This window comes from Pseudomonas subflava (assembly GCF_023823685.1).
Taxonomy (GTDB): domain Bacteria; phylum Pseudomonadota; class Gammaproteobacteria; order Pseudomonadales; family Pseudomonadaceae; genus Aquipseudomonas; species Aquipseudomonas subflava.
This window is the reverse complement of the sequence record NZ_JAMXBF010000006.1, coordinates 276,437-301,099: the sequence shown is the minus strand read 5'-3', so window position 1 is coordinate 301,099 and position 24,663 is coordinate 276,437. Positions and strand designations below refer to the sequence as shown.

Genomic DNA, 24,663 nt, shown 5'->3' with positions numbered 1-24,663 from the left:
GACGGCCTATCGAGCGAGCCGATAATGGCCGGTGATGCGGAAGCTGAACAGGATGTCTTCTTCCTGCGTGCCGCGCCCGATGTTGTGCAGGATCAACGGCACGCCGCCCGTGCCCTGGCGGTCGGAGACGATGCCGATATGGGTCAGGCCGCGGCCAAGGTCCCAGGTGACGATGTCGCCGGGCCGGTAGTCCACCGGCTTGTCGCTCACCTTCAGCGCCATGCCCTGGCGCTGGAACCAGGTCATCAGGTTGGGCACCCGGCGGTGGTCGATATTGCGGTCCGCACGCGTCAGCCCCCAGTTGCGCGGGTAGGCAGCGAAGTGGCCGCGCATGTCCTCGTGCACGCGCTTCTGCAGGTCCAGGCCCTGCTCGCGCAGGGCGCGTATCACCACGTCGGTGCACACGCCGGTGCTCAGCGGCACGTCGCCGCCGGGGTAGTCGAGCTGCCGGTAGACCGGGTCGTAACCCAGGGTCACGCCGACCTGGCGGCGGGCGTCGTCGACCAGCTGCTGCGGGTCGATGGCCGCGGCCCAGGCGGGCATGACAAACAGGAACAGCCACAGTAGCAACACACGCATGGCTACTCCTTGCGTTCGGCGTAGCGCGGCAGATCGTCCTGCAGCTCCCACCAGTTGGCCCTGGAGTCGGCGAAGATATGCCAGCCGGGCCGGCTGGCCACTTCACCCTCGAGGCTGCCGGCGCGGATGCGCAGCACGCCCGGCAGCTTACTGGTGCGGCTGTAGATCGGCGAGCCGCAGCGCGAACAGAACACCCGCTGCTTGCCCGGCGAGGACTCGAACGCCTGCAGACGCTCAGCACCGCTGAGCAACTGGAAGGCGGATTCGTCGATCGGGATGTTGCTGGCGAACGGCGCACCCTGCGCCTTGCGGCACTGGCTGCAGTGGCACAGCTGGATCGGCGGCAGCTCGCCCTCGATCCGGTAGCGGACATCGCCGCACAGACAGCTTCCCTGGTGCATGGCTCCCTCCTGGCTCAACGCACTGGATACAACAGTTCTTCCTTGTAACCCGCCCACACCCGTACCGCATCCGGGAAGGCGTCATCCAGCGCAGGATCGCCGCTGTCCACCAACAGTGGTCTGCCCTCCAGGGTGCCGAGCTTGCGCTTGGTGGCGACGACCCGCAGGTGGTCGAGGCCGATGGCGCGCAGCACCCGCGGGCTGATCTGCTGGTTGCCGCGGCCGAGGATATGGCCCTGGCCGCCGATGGCGGTGACCAGCAGGCGCGCCGAGTGACCGTCGACCAGTTCGAACAGCTGCGCCTCGGTGACGTCGCGGGCGATCACCGTGCCGTTCTCGACCACGTCCACTCCCAGCAGCGTGGTCTCGAGATTCAGGTTCTGCGCCAGGCCGTGCAGCGTCGAGCCGGGGCCGAACACATAGCGCACGCCCTCCTCCCAGCTCTCGGCCAGCCAGTCGGCCAGGTCCACCAGCACCAGTTCCTCGGACTCCATGCCGCCCTGCTTGACGTGCTGCATGAACTCGCCCTCCACCGGCACGCACATCTCGCCGTAGTGACGCGAGCCGACCTTGCCGTCGCGCAGGGCTGCCTCGTCGATATCGCGCACCTCGCCGCTGGACAGCCGCACCAGGCGGCCCTCGATCAGGCGCAGGGCCATTTGCCCGGCGGCGCGCGGGCTGATGGCGTAGACCGCGGAATGGATCTTCACCCCGGCGGGAATGCCCAGCACCGGCTGATCCTCGCGCACCGCGCTGCACACATCACGCGCGGTGCCGTCGCCGCCGGCGAACAGGATCAGCGCGCAGCCGGCGTCCTGCAGGGCGTGCACCGCGGCCTGGGTGTCCGCCGCGGTGGTCGGGCCTTCGCCCAGGCTGCCGAGCACCCGGTGGGCGTAACCCAGCTCGGCCAGCAGGTCGGCGCCCATGGGCCCGGGGAACGTGACGAACTCCAGCCGCCCGGCCACCGGCCGCAGGCATTCCAGGGCGATGCGCGTACGCTCCGCCGCACGCGGCTCGGCGCCACGGGCCAGGGCCTCGGCGGCCACGCCGTCGCTGCCCTTGAGCGCCGCCGGGCCGCCGAGGCCGGCCAGCGGGTTGATGATCAGACCCAGATGGAAAACGCTCATAACCACTCCACATCACGGCACCTGCCGGCGCCCGAAACACTGTCGCGCCGCTGTAACGGCGCTTTCATATGCCCTGCCTAGACTGCGCCCCACAGCCAGGAGAGAGTCGGCCATGAACGCACAACAGCAGAACCGTGAATTCCCCTTCAACCCGCAACAGCCGGTCGGTGGCGCCATCATCGATGCTCAGGGCCGGGAAATCCCCATCACCGAGCAGATGATCCAGCAGGCCTGCCGCGAACTGGACCAGACCTGGCAGCCCGCGCGCCGCGCCTCCTGAGACGAGCCTCAGGAAATCCCGCACCCCAGCGCGGCCGCCAGCGCCGCCAGGTGCGGCGCCTCACCCACCAGCTGCACCCGCAGGCCGTCGATCTCGCGGCGATAGGGATAGTGCTTGCGCAGCGCGTCGAACGCCGCCTTGCGACGGGCCGCATCGCCGACCAGGTTGCGGCGGAAATCCGCATCGTCGCGCCGCGGGTCGTAGACCGCACGGCACAGGGTCGCCAGCGCCCAGTCGATATCGGCATCCTCGTGCAGCGTCAGCTCGCCCAGCCAGGCCGGCGGTAACAGGTCGTCCAGCTGCACCGCCTCCTCCAGCCCCATGCGCTCGCAATAGGCCCGGTAGATCTGCGCGGTGCCGCGCAGCTTGCCGTCCAGGCTGTAGCCGGCGATATGCGGCGTGGCGATCCGGCACAGCGCGGCCAGCTCGGGATCGGCCAGCGGTTCGCCCTCCCATACATCCAGCGCCACCTCGAGGTCGGCGCCACTCTGCAGGTGGGCCTTGAGCGCCGCGTTGTCGACCACCGCACCGCGACTGGCGTTGATCAGCCAGGCACCGGGCTGCAGCGCGCGCAACTGCTCGGCGCCCAACAAGTGGCGGGTGCCGGCATCCAGCGGTGTGTGCAGGCTGATCACGTCGCACTCGCGCAGGATGGTCTGCAGGTCGACGAAGTCGCCGCCCTCGGCGGCCTGGCGCGGCGGATCGCAGACCCGCACATTCCAGCCCAGGCCACGCATCACCTCGACCAGGCGCCCGCCGACCTGGCCGGCGCCGACCACCCCATAGCGACGCTCGGCCAGCCGTGCACCGCTGCGCTCGGCCAGCGCCAGCAGGCAGCCCAGCACGTAATCCACCACGCCGCGGGCGTTGCAGCCGGGGGCGCTGGACCAGGCGATGCCGGCCTCGGCGAAGTAGTCCAGGTCGAGATGGTCGGTGCCGATGGTGCAGGTGCCGACGAAGCGCACCTGGCTGCCTTCGAGCAGCGCGCGGTCGACGCGGGTCACCGAGCGCACCAGCAGCACCTCGGCGTCGCCCAGCGCGGCGCGGTCGATGGCGCGGCCGGGGTGACGACGAATCGCGCCGAAGGTGGAGAAGAACTCGTCGAGCAGCGGGATGTTTTCGTCGGCGACTATCTGCATGGGGCACTCCAATCACGAGCGGCCATTCTAAGGGCCCGCCCGGATTTCGTCGCGGCCGGCATGCGACCGCGCGCAAGCACTTTGCTGACCGGGAGGACAGGGCTAGACTAGCGCGCCTCTTCGCTCCTCCCGCCGGACCCTCCATGCCCGCCCTCTCCCGTTCCGCCCGAGCCATGGCCGAATTGCGCGCCCTGCTGGCCCTGGCGACACCGATCATCATTGCCCAGCTGGCGCACACCGCCATGGGCTTCGTCGACGCCGTGATGGCCGGCCGTGTCGGCGCCCGCGACCTGGCCGCCGTGGCCCTGGGCAACTCGCTGTGGGTGCCGGTGTACCTGCTGATGACCGGGCTGCTGCTGGCCACCACGCCCAAGGTGGCGCAGCGCTTCGGCGCCGGCCAGCACGCGGAGATCGGCCCGCTGGTGCGCCAGGCCCTGTGGCTGGGCCTGGCCATCGGCTGCCTGGCCGGCCTGGCCCTGTGGCATGCCACGCCGGTGCTGCGCCTGATGCAGGTGGAGCCGGCGCTGACCGACATGTCCATGCGCTACCTGCAGGGCATCGCCGTCGGTTTTCCCGCGGTGGCCATCTACCAGGTGCTGCGCTGCTTCAGCGACGGTCTGGGCCACACCCGGCCGACCATGGTCATCGGCATCGCCGGCCTGCTGCTGAACATCCCGCTCAACTACGTGCTGATCTACGGCCACCTCGGCCTGCCGGCGCTGGGCGGCGTTGGCTGCGGCTGGGCCAGCGGCATCGTCATGTGGGCCATGCTGCTGGCCCTGCTGTGGTGGGTGCGGCGCGCGCCCTACTATCGGGCCAGCCAGCTGTTCGTGCGCTTCGACCGACCGCAGTGGCCGGTGATCCGGCGCCTGCTGTCGATCGGCGTGCCGATCGGCGTGTCGATCTTCGCCGAGGCAAGCATCTTCTCGGTCATCGCCCTGCTGATCGGCGGCCTGGGCGCCACGGTGGTGGCCGGCCACCAGATCGCCCTGAACTTCAGCTCGCTGGTGTTCATGATCCCTTACTCGCTGGGCATGGCCGCCACGGTGCGGGTCGGCCAGGCGCTGGGCCGCAGTCAGCCGCGCGAGGCGCGCTTCGCCGCGGGCGTGGCGATGGGCACGGCGCTGGGCTACGCCTGCCTGTCGGCGAGCCTGATGTTCGCACTGCGCCACGAGATCGCGCAGATCTACACCTCGGCCCCCGAGGTGATCGTCATCGCCGGCGGGCTGATCGTCTACTCCGCGCTGTTCCAGTTCTCCGACGCCATCCAGGTCACCGCCGCCGGCGCCCTGCGCGGCTATCAGGACACCCGCGCGACCATGGTCTTCACCCTGTTCGCCTACTGGGGCATCGGCCTGCCGGTGGGGTACGCCCTGGGCCTGAGCGACCTGTTCGGCGAGCCTTCCGGGCCGAAGGGCCTGTGGCAGGGCCTGGTGGTCGGCCTGACCTGCGCCGCCGTGCTGCTCGGCATCCGCCTGCAGCGCAGCGCGCGCCGGCAGATCCGCATTCAGTCGGCCAGTGCGACGGTGGCGGCCAGCGCCGCCCAGTAGTCCGCGGACAGCAACTCGCGCCCGGCCAGCAGATGGGCCAGGTAGCCGCTGCTGGGCGCCAGCCCGTCGCTGCGCCAGGCCGGATTGGCGATATAAAGCCAGGCGGAGATGGCGCCGCGCTCGGTCTCGACGCGCATGCGCTCGCGGCTGTAGTTGATGGGCGTGCCTTCGAACACATCCAGCTTGAGGATCTCGCGTTCGTCCGCCAGCCGGTACAGCACGCCCTCCACCACGCCGCCGGCCTGATGGCGGATGTTGGCGTAGGCCCGACCGGGCTGGTCGAGGGCGCGCTTGTTGAAGCTCAGGGCGTAGCCCGGCAGGCGCGCGGCCATCATCTCCTCCACCACGAGCCCGCGGGCCTGCATGCGTGCGGGGTTCATGTTGGAGCCGTAGGCGAAGTAATAAGGCATGGGGAACTCGGGGCGCCAGCGCGGGCGCCGGTGGATCAATCGAGCTTCTTGCGAATCCAGTACAGATAGGTGCCCGCGTCCTCGCCCTGCTCCAGCAGCTCGTGCCCCAGGAACAGGCAGAACTTGGGAATGTCACGCTTGGTCGAGGGGTCGGTGGCGAGCACCTTGAGCAGGCCGCCGGCCGGCAGGTCGCGCACCTTGTTGTGCAGCATCATCACCGGCTCCGGGCAGTTGAGGCCGCAGGCGTCGAGGATGGCGTCGGGTTGCTGGGACATGGGCTACTCCGGAAAACAGGCGGCTATTGTGGCGCAAAGGGTCAGACGCGCCCAGCGCGGGAGGCCGAACGGTGGCCGGCGGCGACACCTGGGCTCGGCGGCGAGCGCCGCTCACCCGCGGCGCCCACGCCTCAGTGACGGCGCAGGTGGCAGGTGACTTCCTCGCGGTCGTGGTACAGCTGCTTGCAGGCGATGGAGACCTTGATCCTGCGTTCGGCGAACGCATCTTCCAGGCGCTGCAGCAGCTTGCAGACTTCGGCGTAGCGCTGCTTCATCGGCAGCTTGAGGTTGACCACCGCCTCGCGGCAGTGCCCGCCGCCGATCCACTCCTCGACCATCGCCGTGGTGCGCGCCGGCTTCTCGACGATGTCGCAGACCATCCAGTCCACCGGCTGTTTGGGCTTCCAGGTGAAACCGTCGACCATCAGGTGGGTCACCAGGCCGGTGTCCATCAGGCTCTCGGCCATGGGGCCATTGTCGATGGCGGTGACCAACATGCCGCGGCGCACCAGCTGGTAGGTCCAGCCACCGGGGGCGGCCCCGAGGTCGACGCCGGTCATCTCATCCGACAGGCGTGCGCCCCACTGCTCGCGCGGAATGAAGAAGTGCCAGGCCTCCTCCAGCTTGAGGGTCGAGCGACTCGGCGCCTCGCGGGGGAATTTCAGGCGCGGGATGCCCATCGGCCAGGGCGCCTGGTTGTCGGCCTCGGCCAGACCGAGGAAGACTTCGCGGCCGCTCTTGAAGGTCAGCAGCAGGCGCGGCTTGCTCGCGTCCTCGACCAGCCTGCCGGCCTTTTCCAGCGCCTTGCGCAGCGGCCCCTCGAACTTCTTGCAGAAGTTCGACAGCTCCTTGCCGTCGTTGGTATCGAATACCTCCAGCCACAGGCTGCCGCACACCGGGTAGTCGGCCAGGGCCTGCAGCAGCACGCTGATGCGGTCCGTTTCCGGCAGTGGCAGATAGTCGCCCCGCGCCCACTGGCGCGGAAAGATCAGCCGGTTGAAGCGCTGGCCTCGCATCAATCGCTCGGCGCCGCCGGGCTCCAGGCAGGTGAATTCGGCATGGGCGCTGTTCGGCTTGGCCTTGGCATAACCGGCCACACCGAGGCGCGCGACGTGGTCGCTGATCTCGGCGCAGACCTCGCCCTCGAAGCCGGGGCGGCAATGCAGTAGCAGAATGTTCATCCGGGGTTCTCCTCAGGGCGCGCATGATAGCGAACTCGGGAACCCCAGGCGCGCCCGGCCGGTCCAGACCAGTGGCAGGAGCTGACCTGAAGGTCTAGTTTCAAAAGCTCAACCGAGCAGGAGTCTGATAATGCCTTCCCTGGATAGCCTGAATTGCCGACGTGAATTGAAGGTGGGCGACAAGACCTACTTCTATTACAGCTTGCCCGAGGCCGCCAAGAACCTCGGCGAAATCGACCGCCTGCCCATGTCGCTCAAGGTGCTGCTGGAGAACCTGCTGCGCTTCGAGGATGAACACACCGTCAGCGCAGCGGACATCCGCGCCATGGTCGGCTGGCTCGGCCCGCGCACCTCCGATCACGAGATCCAGTACCGCCCGGCGCGAGTGCTGATGCAGGACTTCACCGGCGTACCCGCCGTGGTCGACCTGGCCGCCATGCGCGCGGCCATGGCCAAGGCCGGCGGCGACCCGCAGAAGATCAACCCGCTGTCGCCGGTGGACCTGGTCATCGACCACTCGGTGATGGTCGATCGCTACGCGTCCGCCGCCGCCTTCGAGCAGAACGTCGACATCGAGATGCAGCGCAATGGCGAGCGCTACGCCTTCCTGCGCTGGGGGCAGAACGCCTTCGACAACTTCAGCGTGGTGCCGCCGGGCACCGGCATCTGCCACCAGGTGAACCTGGAATATCTGGCCCGCACCGTGTGGACCAAGGACGAGAACGGCGCCACCTGGGCCTTCCCCGACACCCTGGTAGGCACCGATTCGCACACCACCATGGTCAACGGCCTCGGCGTACTCGGCTGGGGCGTGGGCGGTATCGAGGCCGAGGCGGCCATGCTCGGCCAGCCGGTGTCGATGCTGATTCCCGAGGTGATCGGTTTCAAGCTCAGCGGCAAGCTGCGTGAGGGCATCACCGCCACCGACCTGGTGCTGACCGTTACCCAGATGCTGCGCAAGAAAGGCGTGGTGGGGAAATTCGTCGAGTTCTACGGCGACGGCCTCGCCGACCTGCCGCTGGCCGACCGCGCCACCATCGCCAACATGGCGCCGGAGTACGGCGCCACCTGTGGCTTCTTCCCGGTGGACGACATCACCCTGGGTTACCTGCGCCTGTCCGGCCGCCCGGAACAGAGCGTGCAGCTGGTGGAAGCCTACGCCAAGGCCCAGGGCCTGTGGCGCCTGCCCGGCCAAGAGCCGGTGTTCACCGACAGCCTGGCGCTGGACCTGGGCAGCGTCGAAGCCAGCCTGGCCGGCCCTAAACGCCCGCAGGACCGTGTCGCGCTGCCGGACGTGCCGGCCGCCTTCGAGGACTTCCTCGGCGTGCAGCTGAAGCCGCCGAGCAAGGAGGAAGGCCGCCTGCTCAGCGAAGGTGGCGGCGGCGTGGCAGTGGGCAATGCCGCCCAGGTCAACGAGGCCGAATACCGCTATGAAGGCGCCACTCACCGCCTGCAGCACGGCGCGGTGGTGATCGCAGCGATCACCTCCTGCACCAACACCTCCAACCCCAGCGTGATGATGGCCGCCGGCCTGCTGGCGAAGAAGGCGGTGGAAAAGGGCCTGACCCGCAAGCCCTGGGTGAAGAGCTCGCTGGCGCCCGGCTCCAAGGTGGTCACCGAATACTTCAAGGCCGCCGGCCTGACGCCCTACCTGGACCAGCTGGGCTTCGACCTGGTCGGCTACGGCTGCACCACCTGCATCGGCAACTCCGGCCCGCTGCTGGAGCCCATCGAGCAGGCGATCCAGAGCGCCGACCTGACGGTGGCCTCGGTGCTGTCCGGCAACCGCAACTTCGAGGGCCGCGTGCATCCGTTGGTGAAGACCAACTGGCTGGCCTCGCCGCCGCTGGTGGTGGCCTACGCCCTGGCCGGCAGCGTGCGCATCGACCTGAGCCGCGACCCGCTGGGCACCGGCAAGGACGGCCAGCCGGTGTACCTCAGGGACATCTGGCCGAGCCAGCTGGAAATCGCCGAGGCCATCGGCAAGGTCGACACCGCCATGTTCCGCAAGGAATACGCCGAGGTGTTCGCCGGTGACGCCCAATGGCAGGCCATCGCCGTGCCGCAGGCGGCGACCTACGAATGGCAGACCGATTCCACCTACATCCAGCACCCGCCGTTCTTCGAAGGCATCGCCGACGCCCCGCCACGGGTCGGCGACATCCAGGGCGCGCGGGTTCTCGCCCTGCTCGGCGACTCGGTGACCACCGACCACATCTCGCCGGCCGGCAACATCAAGAAGGACAGCCCCGCCGGGCGCTACCTCAGCGAACACGGCGTGGCACCGGTGGACTTCAACTCCTACGGCTCGCGGCGCGGCAACCACGAGGTGATGATGCGCGGCACCTTCGCCAACATCCGCATCAGAAACGAGATGCTCGGTGGCGAGGAAGGCGGCAACACCCTGCACCTGCCCGGCGGCGACAAGCTGGCCATCTACGACGCGGCCATGCGCTACCAGTCCGAGGGCGTGCCGCTGGTGATCTTCGCCGGCAAGGAGTACGGCACCGGCTCGTCCCGCGACTGGGCGGCCAAGGGCACCAACCTGCTCGGGGTGAAGGCGGTGATCGCCGAGAGCTTCGAGCGCATCCACCGCTCCAACCTGGTGGGCATGGGCGTGCTGCCGCTGCAGTTCAAGCCGGGCCAGGACCGCAAGAGCCTCGGCCTGAGCGGCCGGGAAAAGGTGGATATCCGCGGGCTGGAGGGCGTCGAACTGCGGCCGCAGATGACCCTGGAGCTGGACATTCAGCGTGAGGACGGCAGCCATCAGTTGGTGGAGGTCCTCTGCCGCATCGACACGCAGAACGAAGTGGAGTACTTCAAGGCCGGCGGCATCCTGCACTACGTGCTGCGTCAGCTGCTCAGGGGATGATGCGGTGGGCTGCCGCTGCGCGGCGAGGCCACCCTACGTCGGGCGACGCTCCGTGTAGAGCAACGCTCCATGTAGGGCGCCCTCGCCCGCAGGGCAGCGCGCCGCCGGCTACGGCTCGGAGGTGGGTGTCGGCGATGCGATCCTTCTTGCCGCGTCCGGTGGACTGCCGCTTCGCGGCGAGGCCACCCTACGTCCCGGGCGACGCTCCCGCGACGGCACGATGGGACGACAAAAGAAAAGGGGCGGCCATCTGGCCGCCCCTTTTCATTCAACCGATCAGCCAACCGTTGCCGGCTGAGTTTGGGTCTGGGTGCGTCCGTAGACATCCTCCAGCCGCTCGATGTCGTCCTCGCCGAGGTAGCTGCCGGACTGCACCTCGATGATCTCCAGCGGGATCTTGCCGGGGTTGGCCAGGCGGTGCACCGAGGCGATCGGGATATAGGTCGACTGGTTCTCGGTGAGCAGGAAGGTCTTGTCGTCGCAGGTCACCTGCGCGGTGCCGGACACCACGATCCAGTGCTCGGCGCGGTGGTGGTGCATCTGCAGCGACAGCTGCGCGCCCGGACGCACGGTGATGTGCTTGACCTGGTGACGGTTGCCGTTGTCCACCGAGTCATAGCTGCCCCACGGGCGGTACACGGCGCAGTGGCTCTGGGTTTCCTGGCGGCCCTTGGCGTCGAGCATGCCGACCATCTTCTTAACGTCCTGCACGGCGCTCTTGTGGGCGATCATCACCGCGTCCTTGGTCTCGACCACCACCACGTCGTCCATGCCGATCAGGGTGACCAGCTTGGACGTGGCATGGACGAAGCTGTTGTGGCTGCTGTGGGTGACCACGTCGCCCTTGAGCACGTTGCCGTCGCTGTCCTTCTCGTGCACGTCCCACAGCGAGGACCAGCTGCCGACATCGTTCCAGCCCGCGGCCAGGGGCACCACGCAGGCGCGGCTGGTCTTTTCCATCACGGCGTAGTCGATGGAGTTGTCCGGGCAGCACTCGAAGGTGCCGGCGTCGATGGTCACCACGCCGTTGCTCGCCTTGCTGCGCTCCAGCGCCAGCACACAGGTGTCGTAGATGTCCGGCTCGTGGTTGCGTAGCTCATCGAGGAAGCGGCTGGCGCGGAACAGGAACATGCCGCTGTTCCAGTAATAGCCGCCGCTGCGTACGAATTCGGCGGCGCGTTCGTGATCGGGCTTCTCAACGAACTGACTGACGCGGAACGCGCCCGGCACTAGGTCGTCGCCATCGTCGCTGCGGGCGGCCTTGATGTAGCCGAAGCCGGTTTCCGGCGCGTTGGCGGGAATGCCGAACAACACCATCTCGCCTTCCTCGGCGGCTACGCGGGCCAGCTCCAGGGCCTTGCGCAGGGCCAGTTCGTCGTCGATCACGTGATCGGCCGGCAGCACCAGCATCAGCTCGTCACGGCCTTCGGCGATCAGTTGCAGGGCGGCCATGGCCACGGCCGGCGCGGTGTTGCGGCCAAACGGCTCGAGCAGCAGGCCCTGAGTGGTGATGCCGATCTTGCCGAGCTGCTCGTTGACGATGAAGCGGTGCTCGAGGTTGCACACCACCATCGGCTTTTGCATGCCGTCGAAGCTCAAACGCTGCAGGGTCTGCTGGAATAGCGACTGCTCGCCGGTCAGGGCGAGGAATTGCTTGGGATACATCTTGCGCGACAGGGGCCACAGGCGGGAACCGCTACCACCAGAGAGGATTACCGGAATCATGGGTCAATCTCCATTCGAATCTCTGTCATATCCCGTACCGGACAACCCGGTCGGGGGTGAACGTCAGGGTCGATCTCAAGGCAGTTGCCCGGAAAAGAGTTGAGTTAGATCGCCGCCTAGCCGATAGGTGCTGAGCGGTTCGATCGAACGCCGCCACGCCTCGGTGCTCGGTGAGCACTGATACAGCGCGCAGTAAGGCTCCAACCAGGCGAACCGGCTGCTCTGTTGCAGGTCGACAGCTTTCTGCTCATAGCCGGTCTTTTCTTGGAATATCTTCGGGTTCTGCAGGCCCGCTTCCACGTTGCGGGCCAGGCGCAGCAAGGCGCCGTCGTCTTCGCCGCGCAGATCGAGGCCGTTGGCCTTGGCGAAGGCCGACACCATCATCAGCGGAGCGATACTGTAGTTGTGGTAGGACAAGGCACGGGTCTCCCGCACCAGTTCGCGGGGCAGGTAACCGTCCCTGGTGATCTGGTCCACGCCATGGCGATACTGACCCACCGACCAGTCGAACAGGTCACGGCGGTCCAGAATCACTGCGCTGGCCATCACCGACCAGGCCGCCCAGTAGTTGTGGTTGTTGCTGCGTTCCTTCGGGTACGCGTTCCAGTCCGCCACTACCATATCGGCCATCTGACCGAACCAGCGCTCCACCTTGGCGCTCTGCTCCGTATGTGCGTCGAGTGGTCGCGAGGTAGAGAACTTCAGACGCAGATAGGCGCCGGCCAGGCTACCAAGGGTCCATTTGCGCACCGACATGCCGGTGTGGTTGTAGTCCTTGCTGAGCAGTGCGCCGGCATCGGCCCAGCTCTCCAGCCAGGTCATGGCGCAGTCCACTTCCTGAGGCCTGCCGTATTTGAAGTAGCGTCCCACCATGCGGTTGACGCCCTTCTCCATCTCGCGCATGTCGCCGGTCAGCTTCAGATAACGCCGCTCGGCAGCCACGTTGAGCGTGTCGCGCGACGAGTCGGAGCCCTGGTACTTGCTGGGGAAATCCAGCTCGCCGGTATAGGGCGGCGGCGGCGCCTCGCACTCACGCGGCTTGCCTTCCGGCGGCGGCGCGGCGCGGTAATAGCCGGTCGGCGCCACCAGTGCCGCCGAGCCGGACGGGCCGCGCTCGGAGGACGGGGTGCAGCCCGCCAGCAGTGCGCTCAGCACTGCGACGGACGACACGAGGCGCTTGGACGGGGTCACAAGCATCACTCGGTACCTGCGGGGCGCTGGACCCACACAGGGGTCAGGCTCGAGCCGCTGCCGGTCACATACAGCGCTGCCACTTCGCCGCGCTCCAGAACCACCGGACTCAGCTCGCTGACCTTGCGATCACCGGCGAACAGCGCCATGCGCACCTTGACCGGATTGATCTCACGATCGCCACGGCTCTTGCCGGCCACGGACTCGATCACCGCGGTCTTGCCGTCGGCGGTCTTCAGGCTGACGGGGGTGTCGGACAGATTCTGGATGCGCACCAGGGCCTTCTGGCGGTTCTTGAAGGCCGGATCCTCGACCAGCTTCAGCTCGCCGCTGGGCAGTTGCACCAAGGTGTAGTACTGATTGGCCTTGAGGTCCACCGGCAGGCTCTTGCCGGAGGCGCTGGCGCTGTAGCTGCCAGCCGGCAGGAAGGAAAAGTCACTGCTGGCGCGCGGCCCCACATCCTTGATGCTGACCGAGCCGAGGGTCAGGTCCAGTTCGCTGGAGCCAGCGTTATAGGCGCGCACGAAAGCCGAACCGGCCGGTGCGGTAGGCCCGTACAAGCCGCCTTCGTCAGCGTGGGCAACGTTGATGGCGACTCCCAGGCTCAGGCAGCTCAGACCCAGGGCCAGTTTGCGGATGGTGGTATGCATATTCATCTCCTTATGGGGGTTCTCAATGGGCCGCCAGGGGTTTGGCGGTGCCCTTCATCGCCAGACGCTCGGCCTCACCCGAATCGCCCTGCAGCTGCGCCAGCCACTGGGGATCGAACTCGGTCAGGTCGCTGGGCATCGTCAGGTAGCGTTCCGGCACTTCCCACAGCACCAGCTTGATGCCCTGGGTTTCCTCCTCGCCCTTGGCCAGCAGACGCAGCATCGGCACCAGCGGGCCGTGGCCGTTCTCGGCGTAGTTGTAGAGGTCAGCCCCCAGGGCCTGGCGCAGTGCGCCGGGGAAATTCCACTTGGGATTGGCGCTGTAGCTGGTGCCGACGAGAGCCAGCTGGGGAACGCTGCCGCCGAACAGATCGGCAGCATCTTCACCACCGTTCTGATCGGTGCGACGCTGCTCGAGTTCCTCGTGCGGTGGCTGCATGCCGGCGAAGTACGGGTCCAGCGGCAAGTAGCTGAGCAAGTCGCCCTTGTGCGTTTCGCTGCCGGTCACCTGGGTGTGATAACCCACCCCGCCCCGTTGCCACTGCGCGTTGCGCTGCAGATGGTCGACCACCGCCCGCGCCGCCACCTCTGCTCCGTAGGGCGACCAGTGTGTGTCGGTCCGCAGAAAGACCTGGCCCTGCGCCTTGCCGTTACGCATGGCGGCGAGCAGATCCGGCCCCTGCAGACCGAGAGCTCGCATGCGTTCCTGCGCCTGGCCATAGAGCTCCTGCTGCTGACGAGCGGGCTGCCGTCCTGCGAGGTGCTCCGGGTACAGGCGTGCCTTGGCCGGCAACAGCACCAGTTGCAACTCTATGCCACGGCGCTGCAACTCACGTTGCACGCCGGCGATCAGCTTCCAATTGTCATCCAGCTGGTCGGCCTGCTTGGCCGGCTTGAACTCCTCGTCGGTGTACAGCCAGCCTTCGCGACCCACGACCACGCCCGGACGCCCCTCGCCGAACAGGCCGTACTCCACCGCAGCCCAGGCATTGGTACCGAACTCCTTGACCGGGAAGCCCTTGTCATAGTGCTTCTCGATGGCATGGGACAGCTTGCCGTTGAGGAATGGTGTGCCGGCCGCCGCCGAGAAGCTAAACAGGTTGGGCAGCGAGGCCAGCGACAGCCCGACGAGCAGCGCGACGAAGATCAGGCCATAAGCGATGTTGATGGTGCGCATGTCGGCTCCTCCTTAGAACTGGAAGTACAGGAAGGGTGAAAAGCTTTGCGCCGACAGCTTCAGTACCGAGGCGACAAACAGCAGCAGAACCAGCGTGCGTCCGAGCACGACCGCATAGGCCGGCGCGGCGGCCGCGGCGACTGCCGTACCGGCGCCCAGCGGCGCGACGGCTCCGCCCTCCTCCCCAGCTTTGGCCTGCGGCGCGCGCTTGGCCAGCGGGTTGGAATAGAACTGGCGAATGCCCAGCACCGCGATCACCACGTAGGCCAGGATCAGCGTGCCGATCTGCAGGCTGGTCAGCTGCGCCACGGTCAGCTCCGACAGCCCCCAGTTGGACAAGCTGAACATCGCGCCGTACATGCGCCCGGCCACGTCGAGGTTCTCCGCGCGGAAGATGACCCAACCCAGGACCACTAGGAAGAAGGTGAACAACCATTTCAGCGGATTGAGAGTACGCGGCGCGGCATCCACGCCCAGGGCCCGCTCGATGGCCAGCCACATGCCGTGCCAGGCACCCCAGATCACGTAGGTGAAGTTGGCGCCGTGCCACAGACCGCCCAGCAGCATAGTCAGGAACAGGTTGCGGTAGGTCTGGAAGGTGCTACCGCGATTGCCGCCCAGGCTGATGTACAGATAGTCGCGCAGCCAGGTGGACAGGCTGATGTGCCAGCGCCGCCAGAACTCGGTGATCGACTGGCTGATGTAGGGCTGGTTGAAGTTCTCCATGAAGCGGAAGCCCATCATCAGGCCCAGGCCGATGGCCATGCTGCTGTAACCGGCGAAGTCGAAGTACAGCTGCGCCGTGTACGCCACCGCACCGAGCCACGCCTCACCCGTGGTGGGGTCGGACAGGGCGAAGCAATGATCGGCGATTGGCGCCACGCTGTCGGCGATGAACACCTTCATGATGAAGCCCTGCATGAAGCGCGTGCAGCCCTCGGCGAACTTGTCCACCGTGTGGGTACGGTGATTGAACTGGTCCACCAAGTCGCGGAAACGCAGCACCGGACCGGCGATGAGGTGCGGGAAGATCGCCACAAAGGCGGCAAAATCGATCAGATTGTGGGTCGCCGGGGTATCGCCGCGGTACACGTCGATGATGTAGCTGATCGACTCGAATACGTAGAACGAGATGCCGATCGGCAGCAGGATGTGGGTCAGCACGAAGGGATCCATGCCGAACGAAGCGACTACCGCGTTGAAGCTCTCGACACCGAAGTTGGCGTACTTGAAGTAACCCAGCACGCAGAGATCGACGCCCACACCGAACAGCAGCCAGCGTTGGGCCTTTTTCGTGCGCACCCCGGCCGCGCCAATGCGCAGGCCTATCCAGTAGTTGAACACAGTGACGCCGGCAAACAGGGCGAGGAAGTCCACCCGCCACCAGGCATAGAAGATATAGCTGGCAACCAGCAGCAGCAGGTTGCGATAGCGATTTCCGCACAGGTAGTAGAGCGTGAGGAAGATCGGCAGGAACAGGAACAGAAACACGTTAGACGAGAAAACCATCCTAGTCTCTCCTGGAAATGAGCAGGCCGCCGGCCGTCAGCGCGACCGGAATGGATTGCAGATTCATCAGTCGTTGCGCGCCAGCCGCTGGCGGCCTCCCATGTCGTGACGTTTGCACACCGTCGCTTCGACAGTCAGGCCCTCAGGCGTGTTCTCCGGCGCCTCCACTTCCAACCCCATCAAGGTCAGGTCGGCCCAGTCACCCTCATCGCGAAGTTCGAAGACATAGCGGCCACCGGTATCGATGCGGTCACTCTGTTCAAGCTTGTAGCCCTCCTTGCGTCCACTGAAGTACCAGACAGTCGTCTTGGCTTCGTGGATGCTCGGATCGCTAAAGCGAAGGTCGATCATGTGATCGGCGCTACGCAGCTCCTTCAGGCCATTCGTCCCGTTGAGCAGTACCTGGTTGTTACCCTGATGCAGCTTGACCTTATTGCTCATCAACGCCGGCTGGCCGGCGCAACCGTTGTTGACCATGGGAACGGCCTGGCGGTAGAAGTCACGCAGGGACATGTCGTAATGAGTGGCGAACTCCCAGACGACCACCTTCGGCGGATTCTTCTGGAACTCATCGCTGGCCAGTAGCTGCAGCATGGCCGCCTCGTAGCCACCGCCGGTAACCGCCATGTTCATGACCGGCACGCCGCTGTACTGCTCCAGATATCCGGAAAAGTTGTAGGCGACGCCGCTGTTACTGGTGCCCACCAGCACGACATCCGACGTGGGCTCGTCGCCGAACAGACTGTCGCCAGAGCTTTCGTCGGCCGGCTCGGTGGCGAAGCGGTCGACGTACTCGGTGTCGTAGCTATTGTTGCAGAGCTTGCCGGCCGCCTCGCCCGAGCTGCCCGGGCTACCGAGAATGCCGACGCGCTTGGTCACGAATTCCTTTTTCGGCATGTCGGCATAGGCCGGAATCTGCTTCAGCACTTCCGCGGTCAGTTTGGCCGTCTCGCGAGCGCCACGAGATGTCCAGTGGTGGTCATCCTTGAAAAAGAAGTTGGTTTCCTGGTGATGCTCGTCAAACAGCGGCGAGTAATCCGCAGCCCAGATGCCGATTTTGCGAAACTGCTCGATGGTCTTGATGTAGTTGGCGCGGGCGGTTTCCCAGTCGTACTTGGCCTGCCATTCGGGCGTCAGCTTCTCCCGGTTGACCAGCCCCTTTGTCGGCTGGAACACCACCAGCAGTTCCACGCCACGGGCCTTGAGCGCATCGCGGAAACGCTTGAGCTGGGCATAGCCTTGCGGCGAGGTCCCGATGTCGGTGCGCAAGTCATTCTTGGTGCGGAATAGCCAGCCGTCCTGCCCGTCGATCAGCGAGAAGTGGAACTGCAGTTCCTTCGTGTCGTACCTGGCCGGGTCGGCTGCCGCCGGGCACAGCCCGTCGATCAGCTCGATCTCGTAGGTGGGGAACTGGGCCGCGACCGTCGGAGTGGTGGCAAGCAGCAGACCTAGCGCCAGACCGTGGCGGGCGCGCAGCAGAGCATTCATCGTTTCGCCTCCATGTCCTTGCCGAGATAATCGATTAGTACCGGTTTGTCCTGGCGCACCATCAGGTCAAGGATCTTGTCCTGGTAGGGACCGAGGATGCCCGGCAGCGTGATGCCGGCGCTCTTGGTCGGCGACAGCATTTCCACCCGGTACAGTTCCAGGCTCAGCGGAGAGTCCACGCCCATGGGCCCGGAAGAATTGGCAACCAGCTTGCCGCCAACGATGAGCATCGAGATGCTGGTTTCGAAGGGGTCGAGGAGGAGGTCGCGATCGGTATTGCTGAGGTCCTTGACGTGGCCGTAGACACCCAACTTGCCGTTGCTCACCACCAGGTTCTCGTACAGCTTGATATTCATGCTGTTGCGCACGCGGATGCCGTGACGCTCGTTGTTGTAGGCCTTGTTACCCCACAGCAGGTTGTTGCCGCTCTCGTAAATGGTCACGCCGTCGGACTTGTTGCGGTACGTCTCGTTGTAAGCGAGCACGTTGTTCACGCTGCTGCGGTCGATGACGATGCCAGACAACTCGTTCTCGTAGGAACGGTTGTGGAAGATCCAGCTGTCGTTGACCTCACGCGAGACGATGATCCCGTGCTTCTGCTTGGTGCCGTAGGCGGTATTCTCGGCAATGATCAGGCGCCGCGAACGGTCGTGCGGGTCGATGCCATACACCAGGTTGTTGATGTAGGTATTGCCACGAATGACTACATCGTCGGCCTCGTAGCAGTAGAAGCCGTACCACATGTCATCCCATTTCGAGTTCAGCAGCCAGCCGGTGGGGTGGCCACGCTTCATTTTCGGGTGCATCGATGGGCTGTACTGGGAGATCGAGAAGCCGTACGACTTACTCGAGGTGTAACCGAGACTGGAGATGGTCGAACCGACGACGTAGGTCTCGGTGCCGCCCCAGGCGTTGATGAAGGGGCGGAACTGCCCCTTCTTCGCGAACCAGTCCTGCTTGTTATCGGCCTCGCGCCAGGCGGTAACCCGGGTGTCGGTGATGAACAGCTTGCCGTCGTTGATGAGGAAGGCCCCGCGGTCCGTGGACATGCGGAAGTCCTTGGTAGCCTTATCGATGTGCAGCGTCGCGCCTGGCATCACCACCAGCGGGGCGCGCAGCATGTACACGCCTGGCTCGACCTCGGCGAAATAGCGCGGCTGCAGGGCCTTGGCCAGCCCGGCGGGGGTCAAGTATCCGCCCTCTACCACGATGGCCTGGGGCATGCCGCGCTGCCGCGATACCCACTCGCGCAGACGCTCGTCGCCACCGGTAAACTCGGTCAACTGATCCATACCGGTCATGCGCTGCAGGGACACCTTGGCCGCCGGCTTGCGTACGATCTTTGCTTCAACCGCCGCGGGGGTGAACGGGGTCAAATCGGGTAATTTGGGTGGATCCATCTGTAGCGGCTCGGCCGGCGCGCTACTGACGCGGTAGAACTCCGGTGACACCTCGGTGTTGACCGCGTGGGCGTTGCCGGCCATGGCGAGCCAGGCGCAGAGCCCTAGCCCGATGCCACGCGGCCATCCGTGATTGCACTGCTTCATGGTCAATTCCTCAATAGCGCCAAATCACGTCGAGCATCACCCGATGCATGCTCGAATCAGTACCGCTGGCATAGGCATCGCCGGGGAAGAACACGCCGCCACGCAGGCGCACCAGGGCGGAGTCGGCCTCGACCACACCCAGTTCGCTGCGATCGAAGTAGCGGGTCAGCACCAGGTCGACCTCCTGGCCGAGATCCTTGTCGCCGGCTTCCAGGGGGGCGTTCAGGCCGCTGGTGCTGTCCAGGTCCTCGTCCACGCGCCAAAAGCGGTGGTAGACCAGACTGGCGTCGTACTTCTTGTCGAACATCCAGCTGCCGAACAGCGAGGCGGCCTGCAGGTTGTTCATCTCACCGCGGTAGGCCTCACCGAAACGGTGGACCGTCGAGCGGGTGCCAGTGAAGCGCGCACGGTTGCTGTGCAGGTCGGTCTGCATGAACTGGTCGGAGTCCTCAGCATCGCCACCGCCGCTGGCGCGGGTCAGGGTGCCGCCGACGCGCCAGTTCTCGTCGATGTTCCAGCGCAGACCCAGATCCACGGCCCAGCCGTCCACATCCTGATCGCGGCTGCCGGCCGCCCGGCGCTCGCCGGTGACACTGCTGGTCTGCAGCAGCTCGGCGTCACCGCGCATGACCGTAGCCGCGGCCCAATAGTTGATCGGAGCGGTGCTGCGCGGATTGAAGAAGTCACCATTGAGTTCGGCACCGAACCAGGTGATGTCGCCGGTGTAGGTCTTGCTCAGTTCATCGATGCGCTCGCCGGTATTCGGCAGGTCGCCGTTGTCGCGGCTGTGATGCAGCTTGAGCCCGGCCCAGTGGTTGGGGCGCCACTGAGTGGCGACACCGGCCAGCAAGTGCTGGCGATCCTCGTCCTGCGGCGCTAGGTCGTCCAGGTCGGTGCGGTAGTCGCTGAAGCGCTCGGCGATCGCCACATGACCACTCAGCAGCGTGGTATCGAAGTTCCAGCGCAGCGCCTCGATATTGGAGTCCCACCACAAGCCATCCTCGGTACGGATGCGCTGACGGCCGAAGCGCAGCGATTCTCCGGGATAGGAAGTAAAGCCGCCGTAGTCGACCCAGAACTCGTGCAGCGCGAGGAAGTTCTCGTCGCGCTCGCGGGCGTCCTGGGATTCGATGGCGTCGCTGTCCACCTGGGAGGACTCGAGCACGTCGGTGGCAACAAATGCCTCGCCGCGAACGAAACCGGACCAGTCGCCGCGCTGGCCGAACAGCCAGGGCCGGGCGCTGAGGCCGACGCCGTTGTAGTCGCCCTCGTCGCGAGTGCCCAGGTCCAGGTCGTCCACGGACTGGGCAGTGAATTTGAAGTTGACGCCGTAATCGAAGCTCGAGGCCTCATCGGCGCGCACGCCATTGACGGTCAGAGTTCCGCTGGCCGCGATGACAATACCGAGGAGAGATTTGCTAAGGGTCATAGCGTTTCCCGCACTAGATTATTGGAGGCGCCCAGACTGACTTGCTCGCCAGTCCTGGCTGCCTTTTCCTTGGCCACCATTGCCCTAACCCGCTCCATGTCTCCGGGTTGCAGGCGCGGTGCAATTCGCTCCAGCCAGAGGTCGGCCTGAGGCATGCCTTGTTCCTTGGCCAGGGTGGCGAAACCGTAGGCATAGACCGGATTGATGCGAATGCCGCGGCCGTCGCCGAACAGTTGTGCCAGCGCCACGTCGGCGCTCGGATTGCCGCTGCGGGCGACGATCAGGAGCTGCTCGAGGGCCTTCTCGGGATAAACCGCGCCGAGCTTTCCTTCGCGGTACAGTCGAGCCAACATGATTCGCGCCTTGGGCTCTTGCGGCGCAGCGATCAGCAGGTACTTCTCGGCCTTGTCCGGCTCCGCCGGGACGAGCTGACCGTTGAGGTAAACCTGCCCAAGGCTGGCGGCAGCTTTGCTCGAGCCGGCTTCAACGCCCCTCTCCAGGTATTCCACCACCTGCTCGCCCTCACCCAATTGGGGGTAGTTGCGAACCAGGGTGGCGAGACTGGCCCAGGCATCCGGCCACTGCGGTGCAATCATCTCGTAGAGTTGCTTGGCCTCGTCCGGCCGCGGCTCGCCTGAGCCCTCGTCGGCTAGGGCCCGGGCTACGCTCTTGACCTCGACCGGCGGCACACGCTCGCTCGTGTAGTCGGCTTCAAGACGCACGAGCAGGCCCTTAAGCGCTTCCTCGTCGCCCTGGATGCGGTAGACCGTGGCCAGTTCGGCATAGCAGTCGCTGACCTCATTGAGCCAGGTCTCGCAGGACTGACGGATCTCATCCAGATGCTGCTCGTAGTCGCCACGGGCGCGGTAGAGCATGATCCAACCGAGCTTCGCCTGGGGCATGCCCTGGGCCTGCCAGGCCGCGAGCTGGCGTTCCAGCTCGGCCGTGCCCTGGCGCTGCGGGTCCTCCAGCTGCAACCGCACCAAGGCGATGAGCACGCTCTGATCGCCGCTGTCGATGGCATCGCTCAGAAGACCCATAGCCTCCTGGCGTTCGGCCTCGGTGGCGTTCTCCTTGACCGCCAGCCACTTGCCCAGCTTGATCCTTGCCTGCACGGAGCTGGCGGCGGCGCGACGGTAAATGGCCTCGCCCTCAGCCCGGCGCTCGGGAGCCGGGCTTTTCACCAGGACATCGGCCAGGCCGAGCTGCGCCTCCTCGTAGCCCATTTCTGCCAACGGGCGGAAGTTCTCCTCCGCCGTTTGCAGATCACCGCCAGTCTTGGCGCGCTCGGCGCGCTCCAGATCGGGCAGCTGGGCGCAGCCGCCGATGGCCACGCACAGCGCGATCGCGGTGAGACGCCCGTTCATTGGCCGGCCGCCGTTTCACTGGCCGGCAGCAGCTTGCTGGCGAGCATCTCGCCTTCGGCTGCCAGGCGCGCGTCGAACATGCCGCCCAGCGGAGGAATGCGCACGTCCACCGGACGCTTGGCCAGTTCGGTGGCCAGCGGCTCGTCCGGCTGGATCATGACGCGGATGTCGGAGGCCAGGCCGCCGTCCTGCAGCGCCAGAGTGGTGATGCGGCCGCTACGTTCGGCGGTCTCGCCGGCGACCACGAAGTCGACCGCGGTACCCGGCTGCAGCTCGTCGAAGGAACGGTAGGGGAAGCGCGCCTCGACGGTGGCAACGGCATCGACCGGCGACAGCAGGAACACCGGAGCGCCCTTGCCCGCGGTCTGCCCATCACCGATCAGCTGGGCGGTCACACGGCAATCGCAGGGGCTGGTCAGGGTGCCCTGGAAGGTCTTGCCGAACAGGCGCTGCAGATTGTCCGGGGTGAGGTCCTCGGTCGGCAGTACGCCCTTGAGCACATCCATCATGTTCGAAGAGAAGGTGCCCACCGGCGCGCCCTTGGCCACGGTATCGCCGACCTTGACCAGCGCCTGCACGGCGCCTTCGCGCGGCATCGAGACCTGCTGGCCCGGCACCGCCACCTGCGCGGAGTCGGCGTGGGTGATGAAATAGATGTCGTACAGCTGATACAGCACGTAGGTGCAGGCGGCGACACCGATCAGGAAGATCACCAGGCTCAGGCCGGCGGCGCGCATGCGGCCGAAGATGCCGGTCGGCGCGCCGTCCACGCCCTTGCGCGGCTTGGTGAAGTTTTCCCGCTGCAGGGTGCTGATCAGGTCGCCGACGTTGATGAGCTCGCCGCTCAGGAACGAGCTGATGAGGTAGCGAAGCGCGGCCTGCTCGCGCTGACGCAGGTGGTGGAACTCGCATCCGGCACGCTTGCCGCCGGCGAGGGAACGCACCTGGAATTCCACGTCCATGGCAAAACCGATGCCCTCCACCTCGAACATCAGCTTGCCGCGGCAATACTGACCTTCGTGCAGAAGATGGTTGCCCGGAGCGAAAGAGAAGCCGCCGACCGAAAGGTCGAGCAGTGGCGCCTCAAGTTCCTGTCCCTGGGGGGTGTAGTAGCGGATCTTCGCCGGTAGCTTGAGTCGCGCGTACTGACGCTGAGCTTCGGCTTCATGAACAACATTACTGTTGATGCTGGGGCTGATCACTGCGCTCATGTTCGTTCCTTTATGCAATCGAGAGTCTTGAGGGAGCCAACGGGTCAAACGATCCACATCAGGGCGGCGACGAAGACGCTACCCGCGGAGAAGGTCATGGCCCGCGACGACCATGGGTTGAACCAGCGCTGGAAGCTGGCGAGATCGCGGTTGAGCTTGGTCTTCTGGCGCGTCCAGGACTGCTGGTCCAGGCGGAAGAACACGTACACCTTCACCAGTGCGCCGACGATCTGGTTGTAATAGAGGATCAACGGATAGGCCGGACCGATGCTGTGCCCGGAGGCCAGCAGGAGCAGGGTCAGAACCAACCGGGTGAGGCCGATCCACAGCAGATAGATCAGCAGGTAGGCAAAGCCGTATTTGATGCTGGCGATGATGGCCACCGAGGGGCCGAGCAGGCTGGTCCACATCGACACGCGCTGGTCCAGCAGTACCACGCTGGTGAAGGCCCCCAGGCGCCGCACGCCAAGGCGCAGGGCACGCGAGTTCTGCCGCAGGTTGTTGCCGTACCAGCGGAACATCAGCTTGCGGCTGGCCTTGATGAAGCTCTTCTCCGGCGGGTGTTCCACGGTATGGATGGTGGCATCCGGCACGTAGAAGGTGTCGTAGCCGAGACGCATCAGGCTGTACCAGCTGGACTTGTCGTCGCCGGTGAGGAACTTGAAGCGGCCCAGGCGCCAGTGGTCGAGGTGGTCGTTCTCCACGTCGGCGATGAAGCCCGGGTCGGTCACCACTTCGGCACGGAACACCGACATGCGTCCGGTCAGGGTCAGCACGCGCTTGGACAGGGCCATCGAGCACATGTTGATGTGCCGCTGGGCGAAGCGCAGCTTGTGCCACTCCTGCATCACGTAGCCGCCACGCACCTCGCAGAACTCGTTGGTGGTAAGGCCGCCGAGATTGCCGAACAACGTGAAGTACGGTGCGGTCTGGCGGATAACGCCGGAAGAAAGCACGGTGTCACCGTCCACCACCGCCACCACCGCCCGATCATCCGGCTGATGCCGGGAGATCGCACGGAACCCTTGGGCCAGGCCATCACGCTTGCCGGTGCCGGGAATTCGCACGATGTCCAGACGCACATGCTCGGGCGGCGATAGCCGGTTCCACAGGTTCTTGACCAGCAGCTCGTCCGAGAGCTCGACGATGGAACACACCACGGTGCTCGGATAGCCGCAATCGATCGCCTCCTGGATCACCGAGCGGTACACCGCGGCGGTGGTCATGGCCTCGATGCGGAAGCTGGTCACCAGCAGGTACACGTGCGACGGATCGGCCGCCTTGCCCAGGTTGCGGGCCTTGCGACGGTAGTGCGGGTAGACCACATAGAGGAAGATCAGGCCGCGAACGTAATGGATCGCGCCCATGGAGTAACGCCAGATCCCCACCGCACCGAGCAGCAGGAGGAAATCCGTCGACTCCGGATCGAAGATGCTGTGCGGCAGCAGCAAGGCCATGCCACCCAGCATCGAGATGTAGAACAACCAGCCGGCGCTGTTGCGCAGGCTTCCTTGGATACTTTCCATTGTTGCCAACCCCGTTTGAGTTACCGCTT

The 24,663-nt window shown here is 65.8% G+C and carries 21 protein-coding genes; 3 read left to right on the top strand and 18 right to left on the bottom strand.

Annotation, left to right across the window (positions count from 1 at the left end):
* Positions 1-6 precede the first annotated feature (6 nt).
* Genes NF616_RS10555 through NF616_RS10545 form a run of 3 tightly spaced genes read right to left on the bottom strand, consistent with a single transcriptional unit; the run spans position 7 to position 2,107 of the window.
* Entirely contained in the window at positions 7-579 is a 573-nt protein-coding gene (locus NF616_RS10555; RefSeq protein ID WP_252273214.1) for a DUF1287 domain-containing protein, read from the bottom strand.
* 2 nt (positions 580-581) lie between these two features.
* Positions 582-980 carry a GFA family protein gene (locus NF616_RS10550; RefSeq protein ID WP_252273213.1) on the bottom strand — a complete coding sequence of 133 codons (399 nt, stop codon included), beginning with the start codon at positions 978-980 and terminating at the stop codon, positions 582-584.
* A 14-nt stretch (positions 981-994) separates the two neighbouring features.
* Complete coding sequence (locus NF616_RS10545) at positions 995-2,107, bottom strand: ATP-NAD kinase family protein (protein ID WP_252273212.1); 1,113 nt, start codon at positions 2,105-2,107, stop codon at positions 995-997.
* A 112-nt stretch (positions 2,108-2,219) separates the two neighbouring features.
* Here NF616_RS10545 and NF616_RS10540 point away from each other — a divergent pair, with 112 nt between their 5' ends.
* The gene (locus tag NF616_RS10540; RefSeq protein ID WP_252273211.1) at positions 2,220-2,387 is read left to right on the top strand and encodes a PA1571 family protein; all 168 of its coding nucleotides are present in this window, start codon (positions 2,220-2,222) and stop codon (positions 2,385-2,387) included.
* 8 nt (positions 2,388-2,395) lie between these two features.
* On the opposite strand, the gene pdxB is transcribed toward NF616_RS10540, so the two are convergent.
* Positions 2,396-3,526 carry a 4-phosphoerythronate dehydrogenase PdxB gene (gene pdxB, locus NF616_RS10535; protein ID WP_252273209.1) on the bottom strand — a complete coding sequence of 377 codons (1,131 nt, stop codon included), beginning with the start codon at positions 3,524-3,526 and terminating at the stop codon, positions 2,396-2,398.
* 143 nt (positions 3,527-3,669) lie between these two features.
* On the opposite strand from pdxB, the gene NF616_RS10530 reads away from it, so the two are divergent.
* Positions 3,670-5,076: an MATE family efflux transporter gene (locus NF616_RS10530; protein ID WP_252273208.1), complete on the top strand. Its 1,407-nt coding sequence runs from the start codon at positions 3,670-3,672 to the stop codon at positions 5,074-5,076.
* Here the strand turns inward: NF616_RS10530 and NF616_RS10525 are convergent.
* The 3 genes from NF616_RS10525 to rlmM all read right to left on the bottom strand — a co-directional run bounded on the left by NF616_RS10525 (position 5,034) and on the right by rlmM (position 6,942).
* Positions 5,034-5,486, bottom strand: coding sequence for a gamma-glutamylcyclotransferase family protein (locus NF616_RS10525; protein WP_252273207.1), 453 nt, complete (start codon positions 5,484-5,486; stop codon positions 5,034-5,036). The genes NF616_RS10530 and NF616_RS10525 overlap by 43 nt on opposite strands.
* A gap of 35 nt (positions 5,487-5,521) precedes the next feature.
* A complete protein-coding gene (gene tusA / locus NF616_RS10520; protein WP_252273206.1) occupies positions 5,522-5,761 on the bottom strand; it encodes a sulfurtransferase TusA in 240 nt (79 codons plus the stop codon).
* A gap of 131 nt (positions 5,762-5,892) precedes the next feature.
* Positions 5,893-6,942, bottom strand: a complete 1,050-nt coding sequence (gene rlmM / locus NF616_RS10515) for a 23S rRNA (cytidine(2498)-2'-O)-methyltransferase RlmM (protein WP_252273205.1) — start codon at positions 6,940-6,942, stop codon at positions 5,893-5,895.
* 130 nt (positions 6,943-7,072) lie between these two features.
* Between rlmM and acnA the strand changes: the two genes are divergently transcribed.
* Complete coding sequence (acnA, locus tag NF616_RS10510; protein ID WP_252273204.1) at positions 7,073-9,814, top strand: aconitate hydratase AcnA; 2,742 nt, start codon at positions 7,073-7,075, stop codon at positions 9,812-9,814.
* A 276-nt stretch (positions 9,815-10,090) separates the two neighbouring features.
* Here the strand turns inward: acnA and NF616_RS10505 are convergent, their stop codons facing one another.
* The 11 genes from NF616_RS10505 to NF616_RS10455 all read right to left on the bottom strand — a co-directional run bounded on the left by NF616_RS10505 (position 10,091) and on the right by NF616_RS10455 (position 24,634).
* A complete protein-coding gene (locus NF616_RS10505) occupies positions 10,091-11,539 on the bottom strand; it encodes a mannose-1-phosphate guanylyltransferase/mannose-6-phosphate isomerase (RefSeq protein WP_252273203.1) in 1,449 nt (482 codons plus the stop codon).
* Positions 11,540-11,614: 75 nt separating this feature from the next.
* Positions 11,615-12,736, bottom strand: coding sequence for a mannuronate-specific alginate lyase (locus NF616_RS10500; RefSeq protein WP_252273202.1), 1,122 nt, complete (start codon positions 12,734-12,736; stop codon positions 11,615-11,617).
* Positions 12,736-13,386, bottom strand: a complete 651-nt coding sequence (locus tag NF616_RS10495; protein WP_252273201.1) for an alginate O-acetyltransferase AlgF — start codon at positions 13,384-13,386, stop codon at positions 12,736-12,738. The genes NF616_RS10500 and NF616_RS10495 overlap by 1 nt, the downstream gene beginning before the upstream one ends.
* 16 nt (positions 13,387-13,402) lie before the next feature.
* Positions 13,403-14,557 carry an alginate O-acetyltransferase gene (locus NF616_RS10490; RefSeq protein ID WP_252273200.1) on the bottom strand — a complete coding sequence of 385 codons (1,155 nt, stop codon included), beginning with the start codon at positions 14,555-14,557 and terminating at the stop codon, positions 13,403-13,405.
* Between the two features lie 12 nt (positions 14,558-14,569).
* Positions 14,570-16,066, bottom strand: coding sequence for an MBOAT family O-acyltransferase (locus tag NF616_RS10485; protein ID WP_252273199.1), 1,497 nt, complete (start codon positions 16,064-16,066; stop codon positions 14,570-14,572).
* A 66-nt stretch (positions 16,067-16,132) separates the two neighbouring features.
* Positions 16,133-17,554 (bottom strand): alginate O-acetyltransferase, encoded by a 1,422-nt coding sequence (locus NF616_RS10480; protein WP_252273198.1) that lies wholly within the window; start codon positions 17,552-17,554, stop codon positions 16,133-16,135.
* Entirely contained in the window at positions 17,551-19,038 is a 1,488-nt protein-coding gene (algG, locus tag NF616_RS10475) for a mannuronan 5-epimerase AlgG (RefSeq protein ID WP_252273396.1), read from the bottom strand. Before algG ends, NF616_RS10480 begins: the two co-directional genes overlap by 4 nt.
* 73 nt (positions 19,039-19,111) lie before the next feature.
* Positions 19,112-20,530, bottom strand: coding sequence for an alginate export family protein (locus tag NF616_RS10470; protein ID WP_252273197.1), 1,419 nt, complete (start codon positions 20,528-20,530; stop codon positions 19,112-19,114).
* Positions 20,527-21,864, bottom strand: a complete 1,338-nt coding sequence (locus NF616_RS10465) for a tetratricopeptide repeat protein (RefSeq protein WP_252273195.1) — start codon at positions 21,862-21,864, stop codon at positions 20,527-20,529. The genes NF616_RS10470 and NF616_RS10465 overlap by 4 nt, the downstream gene beginning before the upstream one ends.
* Before the next feature lie 29 nt (positions 21,865-21,893).
* The gene (locus NF616_RS10460) at positions 21,894-23,108 is read right to left on the bottom strand and encodes a PilZ domain-containing protein (protein WP_286675006.1); all 1,215 of its coding nucleotides are present in this window, start codon (positions 23,106-23,108) and stop codon (positions 21,894-21,896) included.
* Between the two features lie 44 nt (positions 23,109-23,152).
* The gene (locus NF616_RS10455) at positions 23,153-24,634 is read right to left on the bottom strand and encodes a glycosyltransferase family 2 protein (RefSeq protein ID WP_252273194.1); all 1,482 of its coding nucleotides are present in this window, start codon (positions 24,632-24,634) and stop codon (positions 23,153-23,155) included.
* Positions 24,635-24,663 lie beyond the last annotated feature (29 nt).